This window comes from uncultured Sphingomonas sp. (genome assembly GCF_964244265.1).
Lineage (GTDB): Bacteria > Pseudomonadota > Alphaproteobacteria > Sphingomonadales > Sphingomonadaceae > Sphingomonas.
Map to the genome: position 1 here is coordinate 1 of NZ_CAXTHV010000028.1, position 16,873 is coordinate 16,873.

Sequence of the window (16,873 nt, forward strand, 5' to 3'; positions counted from 1 at the left end):
TCAGGATGTCGAAGCCCTCGGCATAGGCCTGCATCAGGCCGTATTCGATGCCGTTATGAACCATCTTGACGAAATGACCGGCGCCGGCGGGACCGGCATGGATATAGCCTTTTTCGGCGCGCGGATCCTCGCCCGCTTCCGCAGTACGACCGGGCGTGCGGGGAATCGTGCCCAGCCCAGGCGCCAGGGCATCGAGGATCGGATCGATCAGCGCGACGGTCTGTTTCTGGCCGCCGATCATCATGCAGAAGCCGCGTTCCAGACCCCACACGCCGCCCGACGTACCGACATCGACATATTCGATGCCTTTTTCGGCCAGTGCCCGCGCACGCCGTATGTCGTCGCGGTAGAAGGTATTGCCGCCGTCGATGATGATGTCGCCCCGCTGCGCGGGACCGGCGGCGAGTGCGTCGATCGTGCTCTCCGTCGGTTCGCCGGCGGGAAGCATTACCCAGAAGATGCGGGGCGAATCGAGCTTGCCCGCCATGTCCGTCAGCGAGTCGGCGCCGATGCCGCCATCGGCAACGACCTGCTTCACCGCGTCGGCGCCGTGATCATAGACAACCGTTTCATGCCCGCAGCGCATCAGCCGCCGGGCGATATTGCCACCCATGCGGCCCAGCCCGATGATTCCGATTTTCATGGACGCTCCTCAGATGGGCCTCGCAAAGCAGGAAGCCGTCAGCCAGCAATAATGGCGCGGGTGATCGATCAGTTCGCCTCGACCAGATGCTTGGCGGCGATCGCGCCGAGCAAATCGTCGAACGACTTGGCGAACGAGGCCACGCTTTCCTCGACCAGCGATGTGGTCACGCCGGCCAGGTCGAGGCCCAGCCGCTCCGCCTCGGCCAGCACGTGCCGCGCCTCATCGACATCGGCGGTCAGCGTCGCCGCGGCCATGCCGTGGTCGCGAAAGGCGTCCATCGTCTTGGGCGGCACGGTGTTGACAGTATCGGGCCCGATCAGCGTTTCGAGGTACAGGACGTCCGAATATGCGGCGTTCTTGGTGCCGGTGGATGCCCAGAGCAGCCGCTGCGGCATCGCGCCCTCGGCCGCCAGCGCTCGCCAGCGGTCCGAGGCGACGAATTCCCGGTACCAGGCATAAGCCAGCTTGGCATTGGCGATGGCGACCTTGCCCTTCAGCGTGGCGAGCGCGTCGGCCTCGTCCTCGCTGGTCTTTTCCAGCGCCTCGATCCGGACGTCGATCTTGCTGTCGATACGGCTGACGAAGAAGCTTGCGACGCTGGCGATGCGGTCGATCGGATCGCCGCGCGCGACGCGCATCTCCAGGCCCTCGACGAACGCCGTGGCGACTGCCTTATAGGCGTCGATCGCGAACAGCAGCGTCACGTTGACGTTGATCCCCGCCGCAATCGTCGCCGCAATCGCCGGGACGCCGCCGGGGGTGCCCGGGATCTTGATCATCAGATTGGGTCGGTCGACCAATTGCCACAGCCGCGCCGCCTCGGCGATCGTCGCGTCGGTATCGTTGGCGAGGTAGGGCGACACTTCCAGGCTGACATAGCCGTCCTTGCCGTCCAGCCGGTCATAGACCGGCCGCAGCGTGTCCGCCGCCGCCTGAATATCCTGGATCGCCAGATATTCGTACCGCGCCATCGCGGACGCGCCGGGATGCGTCTTGTTGAACTCGGCCAGCTCAGGATCATAAGCGTTGCCGTGACCCATCGCCTTTTCGAAGATCGAGGGATTCGACGTAACACCGGTCAATCCGTCCTCGTCGACCAGCTTCTGGAGGCCGCCCTCGGCCAGGAACTTGCGGTCGACGAAGTCGAGCCAGATCGCCTGGCCCTGCCGTTCGAGGTCGTTGAGCCGGCCCATCACTTGGTCTCCATCACCTGGCGAGCCGCCGCGACGATCTTGTCGACGGTGAACCCGAACTTGTCCTGCAGCTTGGCGAGCGGTGCCGACGCGCCGAAAGTCGCCATGCTGATCGCCCGACCCTCCAGGCCGACATAACGATCCCAGCCCAGCTCGCCGGCCATTTCGATCGCGACGCGCGCCTTGATCGCCTTGGGCAGCACGCTTTCCTTATAGTCGTCCGACTGGCGCTCATAGCGGAACCAGCTCGGCATCGAAACGATGCGGCTCGCCACGCCTTCGCTTTTCAGCTGCTCGTGCGCCTTGACCGCCAGACTGAGCTCGCTGCCCGTCCCGATCAGGATGACCTGCGGATTGTCGCTGTCCGCGAGGACATAGGCGCCTTTTTCAAGTCCGCTAACGGCGGCATATTTAGTGCGATCGAGCGTCGGCAGCGCCTGGCGCGACAGCACCAGCGCGGTCGGGTGGTCGCTGTCGCGCAGCGCGCAGCGCCACGCCTCGGCGACCTCGTTGGCATCGCCCGGACGGATCGTGTCCAGCCCGGGGATCGCCCGAATCGTCGCCAGATGCTCGATCGGCTGATGGGTCGGCCCGTCTTCTCCGACGCCGATCGAATCGTGAGTGTAGATCCACAACGCGCCCAACTCCATGATCGCCGACAATCGCACGGGCGCGCGCATGTAATCGAGAAAGACGAAGAACGTGCTGCCATAGGAGCGCAGGTGCGACAGCGCCATGCCGTTGACCACCGCGCCCATGCCGTGTTCGCGCACCCCGAAATGGAAGTTCCGTCCGCCATAATCGGCGGCCTCGAACGAAGGCGCGCCCTTGACGTCGGTCTTGGTCGATGGCGATAGATCAGCCGCGCCGCCGATCAGCCAGGGCAGCTTGGGGGCGATGGCGTTGAGCACCTTGCCGCTGGATTCACGGCTGGCGATGCCTTTCTCATCGGGCTCGAACACCGGGATGTCGGCGTCCCATCCATCGGGCAGCGTGTCCGCCAGCATCGCGTCGATCTCGGCGGCCAGCGCGGGTTCGTCGGCGCGATAGCGCTCGATCATCGCCTCCCATGCCTCGCGCCGGGGCCGGCCGCGATCGGCGACTGCCTGCTCGAATGCCGGCTTCACCCCATCGGGGACATAGAAGAACTTGTCGTCCGGCCAACCATAGGCCTGCTTGGTCTGCTTGACGTTTTCTTCGCCCAGCGCCTCGCCATGCGCCTTCTCGCTGCCGGCGCGGGGCGATCCCCAGCCGATGACGGAGTGGACGACGATGAACGTCGGGCGGTCGTCGGTGCGGCGGAAGGTCTCGAAGGCAGCGGTAAGCGCATCGAGGTCGTTGGCGTTATCGACATGGATGACGTTCCAGCCATAGCCTTCAAAGCGCTTGCCGACATCCTCGTCAAAGGCCAGCGCGGTGCTGCCCTCGATCGAAATGTGGTTGCTGTCGTAGATCCAGCACAGGTTGGCCAGCTTGAGGTGACCGGCAAGGCTTGCCGCCTCGGCGCTGACCCCTTCCATCATGTCGCCGTCGCCGCACAGCGTGTAGACATCATAATCGAACAGATCGAAGCCGGGCTTGTTGTAGCGCGCCGCCAGCCAGCGCTCGGCGATCGCCATGCCCACGGAATTGCCGCAGCCCTGGCCGAGCGGGCCGGTGGTCGTCTCGACGCCGGTGGTGTGACGATATTCGGGATGGCCGGGCGTTTTCGACCCAAGCTGGCGGAACGCCTTGATGTCGTCGATGCCGACCGCCGGCTTGCCGGTCGGCTTGCCGTCCCCGTCAACCTCCTTCACGCCGGCAAGGTGGAGCAGCGCATAGAGCAGCATCGACGCATGCCCGACCGACAGCACGAACCGATCGCGATTGGGCCAGTCCGGCTTGTCGGGGTCAATCTTCAGGAACCTCGTCCATATGGTATAGCCGACAGGGGCCAGCGCCATTGGCGTCCCCGGATGGCCCGAATTGGCCTTTTGCACCGCATCCATCGCCAGCGTCCGGATGGTGTCGATCGCCAGGCGATCGGGCGAGCCATCCTCGCGCACCTGATCGACGTCATGCGCAATGGTTTCGGTGTCGGCCATGTCATCAGCTCCAGCAGCGTCGGGTTGAACGCAGGCACGGCATGGAGGTTGCGCCCGTCGGGCAGCTATAGGCGCCGCCGGACGCTCATGCCACCCCGCTTGGCGGCTCGCGTTCCATCTTCGTAACGACGCCGCCGGTCGCGATATAGGCGACGTCGATCTGGGTCAGGAACAGGCCGTGGCCGAACACACCGGGAATGGCCGACAGCGCGCGGTCGAGCGCGGCCGGATCGTCGATGCCGGCAAAGCCGCAGTCGAACACGTCGTTGCCGAGATCGGTCCGATAGGGATCGCCGTCCTGCTTCATCCGCCGGACAGGATCCGCGCCCAGCGCGCCCAGCGCGCGCTCGACGAACCCGCGCGCGGCGCTCCAATATTCGACCGGCACGCGTGCCGCGCCGATCCGCGTCACGCGCTTGGTGCCGTCGATGATCGCGATCATCCGGTCGGCGGCGCTCGCGACGACCTTTTCGCGCAGCATCGCCCCGCCTGCGCCCTTGATCGCGAACAACCGGTCGTCAATCTCGTCGGCGCCGTCGATCGCGAGATCGACCCGGCCGTCGAACCGCAGGTCGTGATGCGGGATCTGCCATTGCCGCGCGAGAACCTCGCTTTCGGTCGAGGTCGCAACGCCCCTGATCCGCAATCCCTGGTCGCGAACACGCTCGCCGAGCAGGCGGATCGCGTGCGCGGCGGTCGAGCCGGTCCCAAGGCCGACGATCATCCCGTCACGCACCTCGGCGACTGCGGCGGCGGCGGCGGCGTGCTTGTCGGCGTCCTGGCTCACTAGGCCAACGCCCCGCCCGCCGCCGTCCGGGCCTTGCGGATCGTCCATGCAAAGCACCTTCAGGCGGAGGGGATAGGCGGAAAGAAAACTGGCGCACCCGGAGCGATTCGAACGCCCGACCCTCAGATTCGTAGTCTGATGCTCTATCCAGCTGAGCTACGGGTGCGCGGGAGAGGCGGGGCTTAGAGAGGTTGCCGGACGAGCGCAAGTACGTTGCGCGCGCCATCGCCGCGTTCTAGATCCACCGCCATGAAACGTACCGCGTTCGCCTCGATCGGCCTGCTGGCCGTCACCGCCTGCGCTGCCAGCACTACACGTTATCCCAGCCTGGCGCCGCGCGCGATCGAAACGCGCGGCGATGCGGAGCCGGTGACGGCGCCGGTCGCTGTGACGGCGGACGCGGCGCTCGATGCAAGGCTTGCCTCCATGGTCGCGCTCCTCGCAGCGAACGACAAGACCTTCGCCGGCGAAGCGGCAAGTGCCGAATCCGCTGCGCGCCGACCGCAAAGCCAGATCGTCGGCAGCGACGCCTGGGTGGGGGCGCAAGCCGCGCTGGCCGACCTGGAGACGGCGCGCGGCGAGACGCTGTCGACGGTCACCGACCTGGAACGGCTGGTCACTGATCGCGGCGAGGCCGGCACGGCGCCGTATCCGCGACTCGATTCCGCACGCGCCCAGGCGCAGGCGCAGCTCGAAGGCGAAACCGCCCGGATCGCGGCGATCAAGGCGCTGCTCGGCCAGAAATAGCACGACCGCTCATGCCGGCCGATCGATTGCATAGACGATCATCGCGCCGAACGGATCATCGGGTTCGAACCGCGGATGGACGAAGTCCAGATCGACCCGGCGCTTCATGCCCAGCCGCTCCATCAGCCCCCACGAGCGCGTATTCTCGATCGTCGTCCAGGCCGCGATTCGTGGCGCGGCCGTGTTGGCCCAGCCCCAGGCGATGCTCGCCTGTGCCGCCTCACGCGCGATGCCCTTGCCCCAGAACGGTTCGGCGACGCGCCAGCCTATTTCCAGGTCGCCGCTGATCGGCAGATCGATGTAATGGTCGGCGATCCGCACGCCGCAAATACCGATCAGCGCACCATCGCCGCGATCCTCGACCGCCCACATGCAATGGCCGTCGCGTGCCTGTTTGGCGACCTGCATATCGATCAGGGCGTCGAGCGCTTCGCGAACAGTCATGCCCCCGAAATGCTCCATCATCGCCGGCGTGTTAATGATCTCGGCGAACGCCGGCTTGTCGTCCTCACGCCAGGGGCGGAGAACCAGGCGGGGCGTAGCGATCATCTGGCGAGCAGCTTTGCCGCGTGCAGCGCGTGATAGGTCAGCACCCCCGAACACCCGGCGCGCTTGAACGCCATCAGAGTCTCCAGCACCATCGTGTCGCGCTCCGCCGCGCCGGCCGCGACCGCTGCCTCGATCATCGCATATTCGCCCGACACCTGGTACGCAAAGACCGGCACCTGGAACGCCGCCTTCACCCGCACGACGATGTCGAGATAAGGCAGGCCGGGCTTGACCATCACGCTGTCGGCGCCCTCGGCCAGGTCGAGGGCGACCTCGCGCAGCGCCTCCTCGGCATTGGCCGGATCCATCTGATAGGTCTGCTTGTCGCCCTTCAGCAGGCCGCGGCTGCCGACGGCGTCGCGGAACGGGCCGTAAAAGCCGCTGGCATATTTGGCGGCGTAGGCCATGACCTGGACGTTGACATGGCCCGCCGCCTCCAGCGCCGCTCGGATCAGGCCGACGCGGCCGTCCATCATGTCGCTGGGCGCGATGATGTCGGCGCCGGCCGCCGCCTGGTTGAGCGCCTGACGCACCAGCATGTCGGCCGTCGCATCGTTGACGACATAGCCGGCCGGGTCGAGCAGGCCGTCATGGCCGTGGATCGTATAGGGATCGAGCGCGACGTCGGTCAGCACGCCGATGTCCGGCACCGCCGCCTTCAGCGCGCGGATCGCGCGGCACACCAGATTGTCGGCGTTCAGCGCCTCCCGCCCGTCATCGGTGCGCAGCGTGGGCGGCGTGTTGGGGAACAGCGCGATGCAGGCAATGCCCAGGTCGCGCGCTTCCCTGGCACGCGCGACGATAGTGTCCACCGACCAACGCGACACGCCGGGCAGCGCCGTGATCGGCTCCTCGACGCCCTGGCCTTCGCATATAAACAGCGGCCAGATCAGATCGGCGGGGGTCAGCACGGTTTCCGCATGCAGCCGCCTGCTCCACGCGGTGGCACGGGTGCGACGCAGGCGAAGGGCTGGATATCGGCTCATTTGGGGCTTCTGATCCCGCCGACCCGCCGACGCAAGTCGCCTAGCCGGTCGGATGCAGCCGGCCCGCGGGCCTACGCGCCACTTGCCATAGCGGTAATACAGGATCGCCATGGCCAGCGACGCCAGCGACCCGATCGGAAACGACCACCACAAGGCGTCCGCCCCGATCCATGGCCGCGCGAACAGCGCAAAGCCGATCCGCACCGGATAGAGCGCGACAATCAGGATAAGCAGCGGCGGCACCGTCGCGCCGTTTCCCCTGACGGTCGAGAACAGTACCATCGTCGCCCCGAACATCACGAACGTCCAGCTCGACACCAGCTGGATGTGGCGCGCGATCGGGATGGCGGGACTGTCGCTGCCGATGAACAACGCCATGACCGGTCGATCGAACAACAGGATCGCGACGATCACGATCAGCGTGATCGCGGTATTATAGGTGATCCCCGCGCGGGTGATGTCGTTGACCCGGTCCCACCGACCCGCGCCGATATTCTGCGCGGCCATCGCGCTTACCGCGGCGCCCATCGCGATTGCGGGCATTTGGATATATGTCCAGAGCTGTTGCGACACCGCATAGGCGGCGGCGGTGTCTACGCCCAGCCGATTGACCAACCCGACCATCGTGAGCGCGGCGGTAGACATCACCAGCATCTGCGCGCCGATCGGCAAGCCCTTGGCAGCGATCGTGCGGACCAGCGCGGGCGCCGGCCACAAATAGCGCAGTTCCGCGCCGCGCAGCCGGATCGGCAGGTCGCGAGCATAGACGTAGATCACCAGTCCGGTCGCCGACACCATCGACGCCAGCAACGTCGCGGTCGCCGAGCCGGCGATCCCCATCCTGGGGAACGGCCCGATGCCCTCGATCAGCAACGGGTTGAAACCGCTGTCGATCACGACGCTGAGCACCATGAACCAGAGCGGCGTCAGCGCGTCGCCCGTTCCGCGCAGGCTCATCTGGACCAGCACGCCCAGCATCGACAGCGGCAGGCCGAGGAAGATGACGCGAAGATAGGCCAGCGCCATCGGACGTGCCGCGCCGGGGGTCGCCAGCAGGTCGAGGATCTGCGGCGCGAACAGCCAGCCCAGCACCGCGATCACCGCCGCGCCGCCGACCACCAGGCCGAACGCCGACCCGAATGCCCGCCGCGCGCCGTCGATATCGTGGCGGCCGACCGACTGGCCGATCAGGATCGTCGCGGCCATGCCGAACCCGAACACGGCGCCGAACGTCAGGAACATGATGATATTGGCGTTGTTGGTCGCGGCCAGCGCGCCTTCGCCAAGGAAGCGCCCGACCCAGATCGCGTTGATCGAGCCATTAAGCGATTGCAGAACGTTGGAGGCCAGAGTCGGCAGCGCGAAGACCAGCAGTGTCCGGCCGATCGGTCCGCTGGTGAGATCGCGTTCGGCGGGACGAGTTTGCGGGGGGGTCGCCATCGCTACGCCGTTGCCCCGGCCAAAAATAATCCCGGCCCGCACCGCGCAGACGATGTCAGACATGACGATGTCGGAAAACCACTCATCCCAGCCGCGCCAGCGCCGCCGACAGCCGCTCGGCCTCGGCCGATTTCTCGGCATGGTCGGCGCGGGCCTTGTCGACCGCTTCGGGCCTGGCACGCTCGACGAAGCTGGGATTGGCCAGGCGACCGGCCAGCGCATCGCGCTCCTTTGCCGCCGCGGCGATCGCCTTGGCCAGCCGCGCACGCTCGGCGCCGAGGTCGATGACGCCGTCGAGCGGCAAGACGAAAGTCGCCTGGTCAATCACGATCTGGGCCGACCCAAGCCGGGCTTCCGCAAGAAGATTGAGGTCGGTCGGCTCGCCCGCCACTTCGAGGAAATAGTCGGAGCCCATGATCGTGATATCCGCAATCCGCGCCAGCCGCCGGAGCGCTCCGTCCTGATCGGCAAGCCTTTGCTTCAGGATATCGTCGGCATCGTACACGTTGAGCGGCAGGCGCCCACCCGGCGGCACGTTGAGTTCGGTGCGGGTTGTCCTGATTTCACCGACCAGGCGGATCAGCCAGTCGATCTCGCGCGCTGCCCCGGAATCGATCGCCCGCGCGTCGGCCATCGGCCAGCGCGCAACGATCAGGTCATGCTCGCGCACCGCGAGCTTCGACCAGAGCTCCTCGGTAATGAACGGCATGAACGGGTGGAGCAGGACCAGTATCTGGTCGAGCACCCAGCCGGCAACCGTGCGGGTTTCGTCATCGATCGCGCCCTTGATCAGCTCGACATACCAGTCGCAAAAGCGGCTCCACACGAACTGGTACACCGCATTGGCCGCCCCGTCGAAGCGATAGTCGGCCAGCGCCAGGTCGACCGCCTGGACCGTCCGGATCGTCTCGCCGATGATCCATTTGTTGACGGCGAGGATCGCCTCCGGCGCTTCGGGCGTTGCCGCCCCGCCGATGCCGTTGGCCTGGCAGAAACGCGCCGCATTCCATAGCTTGGTCGCGAAGTTGCGGTATCCCTCGACCCGTTTCTCGTCCATCTTGATGTCGCGGCCCTGGCTTTCCATCGCCGCCATGAAGAAACGCAGCGCGTCGGCGCCGTACCGGTCGATCAGCCCGAGCGGATTGACGGTATTGCCCTTGGACTTCGCCATCTTGGCACCGTCGGCGGCGCGAACCAGGCCGTGGAGGTAGAGCGTGCGGAACGGCACCTCGTTCATGAAGTGCAGCCCCTGCATCATCATCCGCGCGCCCCAGAAGAACAGGATGTCGAAGCCGGAGACGAGGACGTCGTTGGGATAGCGGCCGCCCAAGCTCAAATCCCCCCCGGAACGGGGAGGATTTTCGTCCAGCCAGCCCAGCGTGGCGAACGGCCACAAGGCGGAGGAGAACCAGGTGTCGAGGACGTCGGGATCCTGTTCCAACCGTACATCCGGCCCGGCTTGCGTCCGAGCCTCGCCCTCGTTCAGCGCGACATGGATCTTGCCGTCGTTGCCAAACCAGGCCGGTATCCGATGCCCCCACCACAATTGCCGGCTCACGCACCAAGGCTGGATGTTCTCCATCCAGTTGTAGAAGGTCTTTTCCCACGTCTTCGGCACAATATTGATGCGCCCATCGCGCACCGCCGCGATCGCTGGCTTCGCCAATGTCGCGGCGTCGACATACCATTGGTCGGTCAGCCATGGTTCGATGACCACGCCCGAACGGTCGCCATACGGCGTCTGGATCACCCGGTCCTCGACGCGGACCAGCGCGCCCTCTTCCTCCAGCATCGCGACGATCCGCCCACGCGCCGCGAACCGGTCCAGGCCGACCAGCGACGCAGGGACGCCGCCGCAATCGGTGACCGCGGCCTTGGCATCGAGCATGTTGAGCATGTCGCGCGCCTCGATCCCGGCGCGCCTGCCGACCTCGAAATCGTTGAAATCATGCCCCGGCGTGATCTTCACCGCGCCCGAGCCGAGTTCGGGATCGGCATGCTGGTCGGCGACGATCGGGATCAGCCGCCCGGTGATCGGCAGCCGCACCTGTCTACCGATCAGCGCGGTATAGCGCTCGTCGGCCGGGTTCACCGCCACCGCCATGTCGGCGAGCATCGTTTCGGGCCGTGTCGTGGCGACCTCGATGAACCCGCCCCCGTTAGCCAGCGGATAGCGCAGCGTCCAGAACTTGCCGTTGATCTCGCGCGTCTCGACCTCCAGGTCGCTGATCGCGGTGCCTAGGCCGGGATCCCAGTTCACCAGCCGCTTGTCACGGTACAGCAAGCCCTGGTTGTAGAGATCGACGAACACCTTGAGCACGGCCCGGGAAAAGGCCGGGTCCATCGTGAAGCGCTCGTTTGCCCAGTCCATCGAGCAGCCGAGCCGGCGCAGCTGCCGCGTGATCTCGCCGCCGCTTTCGGCCTTCCACGCCCATATCTTCTCGACGAATTGCTCGCGCGTGAAGTCGGTGCGCTTCTGCTGGTGCAACGCCATCTGGCGCTCGACCACCATCTGCGTGGCGATGCCGGCATGGTCGGTGCCGACCACCCACAGCGCGTCCCTGCCCTTCAGCCGCGCATGGCGCGTCAGGATGTCCTGCAACGTGTTGTCGAGCGCATGGCCGATGTGGAGCGAGCCGGTGACGTTGGGCGGCGGGTTGACGATCGTCCACGGCTCCGCACCCGGGCGGTCGGGGCGGAACAGGCCGTTCGTCTCCCAATGCGCATACCAGCGCGCCTCGATCTCGGCGGGGTCGAAGGTCTTGGGGAGTTCGGTCATGGTGGGACGGCCTTAGCGGTCCAACCCCATCACTCCAAGTCGGCTATGTCCGTCGGCAACCGCAGGTGACCCTCGCTCAACGCGGTAAAAAGATCGGGTGGCAGGTCGTCCCGGCAAAACCGTCTGGTGCCAGAACCCGCTTTGTTGCCAGGTCGCTCGGGCGGATTTGCTTTAGCTTGCCCATAACATCCTCCGGGACCAAGATAGGAAGGGACGAACGCAAGAGATACTATTCCCTCCCGGTATATTTCCCCATCCAGCCGAGCACCTCGCGATACCATTGCCGGCTTTCCTTGGGCGCCAGCACCCAGTGACTGCCGCCGGGAAAGGCGATCAGGCGCGAGGGCACGTCGCGGCGCTGGAGCGCGGTGAACGCGGCGATGCCCTGGGTATTGGGAATGCGATAATCGCCGTCGCTGGTGATGACGAGCATCGGCGTCTGCCATCGGTCGACCAGATTGACCGGGTTCCATTTCTCATAGGCCGCGGCGTCTTCGTAATAGGGCTTGCCGCCATGTTCCCATTCGTCGAACCACAGTTCCTCGGTCTCGTACGCCATCGCGCGCGCGTCGAACACGCCGTCATGCTGGACGATACACTTGAAGCGATCGGGCCAATTGCCTTCGATCCAGTTCATCATATAGCCGCCATAGGACGCGCCGAGCGCGCAGGCGTTGTCGGCATCGAGCCACGCGAATTTATCGGTCGCGGCCTTGAGCCCCTTCTTCAGGTCCTCGAGCGGCCAGCCGCCCCAATTGTTGCGGATCGCGTCGGTGAATGCCTGCCCGTACCCGGTCGACCCGTGGAAATCGATCGCGACCAGGCCATAGCCCGCGCCGGCGAACAAGGCCGGGTTCCAGCGGTACGACCAGCTGTTGTTGCTCGACCCTTGCGGCCCGCCATGGACCATGAAGGCGACCGGCACCTTGCCCGTGCTGCCATAGGGCTTCACAGCATAGCCCCAGACGGTGTCGTCATTGGCACCCTTGAAGCTGAATCGCGTCACCGCCGGCATGTCGATGCCGGCGAGCTTGTCGGCGTTGACATTGGTCAGCCGGACTGGCTTGCCTCCGCTCCTGCCGGCGCCCGACAGCATGTAGAAGTCGTCCGGCGCGGTCAGGCTGTTCATCGCGAACACCAGACCCTTCGCGGTCGGCACCACCGCAGAGACATTGCCGTCGCCGGTGAGCCGCGCCACCTTGCCGGTTGCCGGGTCGACCGACCAGATCGGGTTTTCCTGCACGTCTTCGGCGGTGACGAGGATATGCCTTGAATCCAGCGCCCAGGCGATCGACCCGACCGACCTATCCCAGTTTTCGGTCACGGCGCGCGTCCCGCCGGTGGCGAGATCGCGCAGCATCAGTACCGTCCGGTCGCTTTCATAACCGGGTCGTTTCATTGCCAGATAGGCGAGGTACTTCCCGTCGGGCGAGACACTGGGCTGGGTGTCGGTGGCGTCATTGGCGTCGGTGAGATTGACCGGCGCGGCCGATCCGTCGGCGGGCGCGGCAAAGATATCGAGGTTGGTCGACAGCGCTTCGATCCGCCCCGCCTCGCGCAGCGCGAAATAGACGGTCTTGCCGTCGGCGGACCACGCCACCTCCTCGCCGCCGCCGAACGGCCTGGACGGCGTATCGCCGACCAAGGCGCCCCCGATCGCCGTGCCGAATCCGGCGGCCTTGCCGTCGGCCAGCGGCAGCACGAACAGCTGCGACCGCGTGCCGTCGGCCCAGCTTGCCCAATGGCGGACGAACAGGCGGTCAAACGTCCGGCCGTTGCCGGCATCGGCGGGCTTCTTGACCGTCGCCGGCTCGCTGGTCGGCGCGCGGGGCAGGCGATCGGCCCAGATCAGCAGCTTGTCGCCGGTCGGCGCGACCTTGAACCCGCCGAACCCGCCCTTCAGGCTGGTGACCTGCGTCACGCCGCCGCCGGTGATCGGGATCGACCAGACGTTCGCCTCGCCGCCCCTATCCGACGCGAAATAGACCGTCCGGCCATCGGCCGAGAATTGCGGCGCGGTTTCGTCGACATCTGCCTCCGCCGCCAGCGGCTCGGGCTTGGCGCCCCTGGTCGCCAGGTCGAGGCGCCACAGATCGAACCGGCCCTTGTCGGCGGCCAGATCGGTCTCGCGCTGCTGCCAGACGAGCCATCGGCCGTCGGCGGAAACCGCGGGCGACGACACCCGGCTGAGCATCGTGACATCCTCGATCGTCAGCTGGCGGGCGGTGGCGGGAAAGGCGATGACGGCGAGCGCGATGCCCGCGAACAGAAGATTCTTCATACCGACGACGATAGGGCACGTTTGCGGGGCACGGCAACCGCGTCCTTGAGCTTCGCCGCAACGCCCTCCGCCTGTCCTCGCCGACGGGTGCCCGTCAGCGCTGGCCGGTGATCCGGGATATCTCGCGCGCGACCATCCGTTCGACCATGTCGGGCAGGTTGGCGTCGAGCCATTCGCGCAGGATGGGACGCAGCATGTCACGCACCATGCCCTCCAGCGTGTCGCTGCCGGTCACTTCCGGCCGCACGATCAGCCGCGACAACGTGTCCAGCGTGGAACGGCTCGCTTCGGCGGTACCCGGCGAGACGATCGTCTCGGCCGCCGCCGGTGAAAACGACACGGGTTCCGGCGCGCCGGGCGCCAACTCCCGCATCGCCCGTTCCGCAACTGGCTGGCCGATGGCCGGGCTGGACGCCGCGGGCTCCACGGTCGAAACCGGCGTCATCGCCGGTTCCGGCGCCGGATCACTGAGGACGAGGACATCGTCGGCCGGGTCGTCCAGCGAGGAACGCGCGCTGCCCATCCGACGGCGGGGCCGCGACGCGGGATCGCCGTCCTCGGCGATGATGCGCTTGATGGAGGATAGGATGTCCTCCATCGACGGTTCCGCGCTCACATCACCCATGCCAAGGCCGTCCCACAATCGCCGTACAGGACGGCTATTTGCCAACACCTGCGGGATTCGGCGTCGTCGTGTCAACAGGTTGGTTAAGTTCGGGATCCAGCGGGCGCGTAACGGTCGCGTCCTGTGGCGCCGTGCCCACAGTGCTGGTTCCGCCCGCCTGCGGCACGGGACCGGTGCTCCAGTCACCGATCCTGTTGCGCACGCGGTTGAAGTTGATCGTGGGATCGTACAGCACGCCGCCGTCCAGGCCCAGGTCGCGCGCCTCCGCCAGGCCCATCGCCGCCAGCAGCGCGAAACCCGCGACATAGGCGTCGCGCCGCGCACTGACCAGGGTCACCTGGCTGTTGAGCAATTCCTGCTCGGCATTGAGGATGTCCAGGATCGTGCGGTTGCCGACGCTGTTCTCGGCGCGCACGCCTTCCAGGCTCAGCTTGTTGGCCGACACCGCCGCCTCGGACGAGGTGATCACCTGCAACGCCGACTTCCACATCGCATAGGCCGACCGCGTCTGCGCGATCACGCCGCGCTCGACGTCCGTCGCCTGGTCGATCGCCTGGACGCGACGCTCCTGCGCCTGGCGGATCTGCGCGGCGGGAAGTCCGGCCTGGAACAGCGGCAGCGTCAGCTGGACACCGACCGTGCCGGCCGTGCCCGACTGGTCCGGCCGCACGCCGGTGCCCGCGCCATAGGAGCCGAGATAATTGTAATAGCTGCCGCCGGCGACCCCCGATATCTGGGGCAGTCGTGCCGATTTGGCGACGTCGACGTCGAACCGCGTGGCGTCTGCCGCGCGGCGGGCGCCGATCAGCGCCGGATTGTTCTTGAGCGCCAGGTCGACGGCGTCATCGGAGGCTGCGGGCAGGTTCGGCAAGGCGGGCGGGGTCTCCAGCGTGCCCGGCGGGTTGCCGACCAGCCTGACATAATTTTCGCGGCTGGCGATCAGCTGCGACCGCGACTGGTCGAGCGTCGCGCGCGCGATGCTCAGCCGCGCTTCCGACTGGGCGACGTCGGTCCGTGTCAGGTCGCCGACCTGAAAGCGGTCGCGCGTCGCCTCCAGATTGGTATTCAGGACCTTCACGTTTTCCTGATTGAGCGCGACGATCGCCTCGTCGCGGATGACGTCCATATAGGCGCCGACCACTCCCACGAAGAGGTCGGATTCGCTGCCGCGCAGTTGTGCCCGCCCGGCATCGACCCGCGTTTCGGCGGCGCGCACCGATCCGGTCACGCGCCCGCCGGTATAGACCGGCACCACCAGTTGCGTGCCGGCCTGCGCCTCACGCGCCGGCGCGAACAGCGAATCGCCCGACGACAGCACGTTCTCGGTATAATTGCCCGTGGCGCGAACCGACGGGAGGCCACCCGACCGCGCGATCGGCACATTCTCGTCAAGCGCGCGAACCCCCGCGCGGTCGGCCGCCAAGGCGGGATTGGTCTTATAGGCGGCCACCAGCGCGTCGCGCAGCGTATCGGCCGCCGCCGGTATCGCCGCCAGCGCCGTCATCGAAGCCGCGCCCGCGAGAAGCAACGCGCGTACCGGACCTGTCACCCTCAAAACGAAAACCCCCGTGGCCGAACAAATCCAGGCAAGCGGACACAATCGACGTCGGCAAAGGCGGTCAACCCGAACCCGCCCGAAATGACATGGCCCGAGGCGAGCCTGGTGACGCCGCGTTCGACCAGCCCGGTGACGACCCGGCCGCCGGGGATGACCTGGCTCGCCAGCGTTTCAGGCAGCGCCTCGATCGCGCCGTCGATGACCAGCAGGTCATAAGGAGCGCCGGCGGCATGACCCTTGTCGAGCGGACCTTCGATCAACTCGATTTTGCCCTGCGCCAGCGCGGCGCGGGCATGCGCCACCAGATCGGGGTCGCTTTCCACCGCCACGACCGACGTCGCCAGTTCGGCCAGCACCGCCGCGGTATAGCCGCCGCACGCACCGATCAGCAGGACATGGTCGGTGGCGCGGACCTCAGCCGCGGTCAGCAGCTTGCCGGTGGCGACGGGCAGGTTCATGGATCGCCCGTTACCGATCGGGACCGCCGTGTCGCGATAGGCCAGGCGCTGCATCGCCGCCGGCACGAAATGCTCGCGCGCCACCCGATCCATTGCCGTGACCACGCGCGGATCGTTGACCGCATTCGCGCGCAACTGGCTCTGCACCATCATGTGGCGCATTGCCTCGAAGCTCGTAATGTCGGCTACCGGATCGCTCATTCCCCGCCCTATCGCATAACTGTTTTACTATAGCAATACACTAACCGTGTGGCGCTTGTCTATCGCGCCAGGCAACCATCGCCAAGCCGGAGACGGCAATTTGTTGCCGGTGTTGCCCAGCCGCCAGCGGTTGACTTGGCACACCGGCCCGCGCAATGCCCGCGGCCTTGCTCGGCATCGGGGCCCGATGGCGGAGTGGTGACGCAGAGGACTGCAAATCCTTGCACCCGGGTTCGATTCCCGGTCGGGCCTCCACCTTTTTGCATCATCTGACATTTCAACCCCTTGACCAATTGCGTGTCCAACCCCCCGTCCAAGGTTAGACGTTCCCGGCCTGAAACTTGGGCGCGACCACGCAGGTGCCACTCAGCGCATGGTGCAAGCCAGCGTGAGATGATATAATGTTTCATTGACTCGTCGGTTTGTCCCGTGTGAAGAGCCGCCCGTCATGCCCCGGGGGTGGCGGGCACGGGGGCTTTGCGATGAAAACAACGGGCATTCTCTTGGCGTCGGCCGCATGGCTCGCCTGCGCGGTTCCG

Annotated in this window: 12 protein-coding genes, 2 tRNA genes and 1 pseudogene; 2 read left to right on the forward strand and 13 right to left on the reverse strand. The window is 66.5% G+C overall.

The window, feature by feature from the left end:
- The 5 genes from ACFE7K_RS11890 to ACFE7K_RS11910 all read right to left on the reverse strand — a co-directional run.
- Nucleotides 1–643 (reverse strand): NADP-dependent phosphogluconate dehydrogenase (locus ACFE7K_RS11890; RefSeq protein WP_375398411.1); only part of this gene is annotated, 643 nt, incomplete at its 3' end.
- 68 nt (nucleotides 644–711) lie between these two features.
- Nucleotides 712–1,839 carry a transaldolase gene (gene tal, locus ACFE7K_RS11895; protein WP_375398412.1) on the reverse strand — a complete coding sequence of 376 codons (1,128 nt, stop codon included), beginning with the start codon at nucleotides 1,837–1,839 and terminating at the stop codon, nucleotides 712–714.
- On the reverse strand, nucleotides 1,839–3,923 hold the full coding sequence (gene tkt, locus ACFE7K_RS11900; protein ID WP_375398413.1) for a transketolase: 2,085 nt from the start codon (nucleotides 3,921–3,923) through the stop codon (nucleotides 1,839–1,841). Before tkt ends, tal begins: the two co-directional genes overlap by 1 nt.
- Before the next feature lie 85 nt (nucleotides 3,924–4,008).
- Complete coding sequence (gene rpiA, locus ACFE7K_RS11905; RefSeq protein ID WP_375398414.1) at nucleotides 4,009–4,758, reverse strand: ribose-5-phosphate isomerase RpiA; 750 nt, start codon at nucleotides 4,756–4,758, stop codon at nucleotides 4,009–4,011.
- A gap of 41 nt (nucleotides 4,759–4,799) precedes the next feature.
- A tRNA-Arg gene (locus ACFE7K_RS11910) sits at nucleotides 4,800–4,876 on the reverse strand.
- An 83-nt stretch (nucleotides 4,877–4,959) separates the two neighbouring features.
- Between ACFE7K_RS11910 and ACFE7K_RS11915 the strand changes: the two genes are divergently transcribed.
- The gene (locus tag ACFE7K_RS11915) at nucleotides 4,960–5,457 is read left to right on the forward strand and encodes a hypothetical protein (RefSeq protein WP_375398415.1); all 498 of its coding nucleotides are present in this window, start codon (nucleotides 4,960–4,962) and stop codon (nucleotides 5,455–5,457) included.
- Nucleotides 5,458–5,466: 9 nt separating this feature from the next.
- Here ACFE7K_RS11915 and ACFE7K_RS11920 read toward each other — a convergent pair whose 3' ends face one another.
- From ACFE7K_RS11920 to ACFE7K_RS11955, 8 genes and pseudogenes are all read right to left on the reverse strand, one after another.
- Entirely contained in the window at nucleotides 5,467–6,006 is a 540-nt protein-coding gene (locus ACFE7K_RS11920; RefSeq protein ID WP_375398416.1) for a GNAT family N-acetyltransferase, read from the reverse strand.
- Nucleotides 6,003–6,992, reverse strand: coding sequence for a porphobilinogen synthase (hemB, locus tag ACFE7K_RS11925; RefSeq protein ID WP_375398449.1), 990 nt, complete (start codon nucleotides 6,990–6,992; stop codon nucleotides 6,003–6,005). Before hemB ends, ACFE7K_RS11920 begins: the two co-directional genes overlap by 4 nt.
- Nucleotides 6,993–7,151: 159 nt before the next feature.
- Nucleotides 7,152–8,573 (reverse strand): annotated as a pseudogene (locus tag ACFE7K_RS11930) (MATE family efflux transporter); the annotation flags it as partial.
- Nucleotides 8,515–11,211 carry a valine--tRNA ligase gene (locus ACFE7K_RS11935; RefSeq protein WP_375398417.1) on the reverse strand — a complete coding sequence of 899 codons (2,697 nt, stop codon included), beginning with the start codon at nucleotides 11,209–11,211 and terminating at the stop codon, nucleotides 8,515–8,517. The pseudogene ACFE7K_RS11930 and the gene ACFE7K_RS11935, both read right to left, overlap by 59 nt.
- Before the next feature lie 229 nt (nucleotides 11,212–11,440).
- Nucleotides 11,441–13,492, reverse strand: a complete 2,052-nt coding sequence (locus ACFE7K_RS11940) for a prolyl oligopeptidase family serine peptidase (protein WP_375398418.1) — start codon at nucleotides 13,490–13,492, stop codon at nucleotides 11,441–11,443.
- A gap of 94 nt (nucleotides 13,493–13,586) precedes the next feature.
- Nucleotides 13,587–14,117, reverse strand: coding sequence for a DUF2497 domain-containing protein (locus ACFE7K_RS11945; protein ID WP_375398419.1), 531 nt, complete (start codon nucleotides 14,115–14,117; stop codon nucleotides 13,587–13,589).
- Nucleotides 14,118–14,151: 34 nt separating this feature from the next.
- Nucleotides 14,152–15,621: a TolC family outer membrane protein gene (locus ACFE7K_RS11950; protein ID WP_375398420.1), complete on the reverse strand. Its 1,470-nt coding sequence runs from the start codon at nucleotides 15,619–15,621 to the stop codon at nucleotides 14,152–14,154.
- Nucleotides 15,622–15,668: 47 nt separating this feature from the next.
- On the reverse strand, nucleotides 15,669–16,334 hold the full coding sequence (locus tag ACFE7K_RS11955) for a protein-L-isoaspartate O-methyltransferase (RefSeq protein ID WP_375398421.1): 666 nt from the start codon (nucleotides 16,332–16,334) through the stop codon (nucleotides 15,669–15,671).
- A 181-nt stretch (nucleotides 16,335–16,515) separates the two neighbouring features.
- Here ACFE7K_RS11955 and ACFE7K_RS11960 point away from each other — a divergent pair.
- Nucleotides 16,516–16,589 (forward strand) — tRNA-Cys (locus tag ACFE7K_RS11960).
- Nucleotides 16,590–16,873 lie beyond the last annotated feature (284 nt).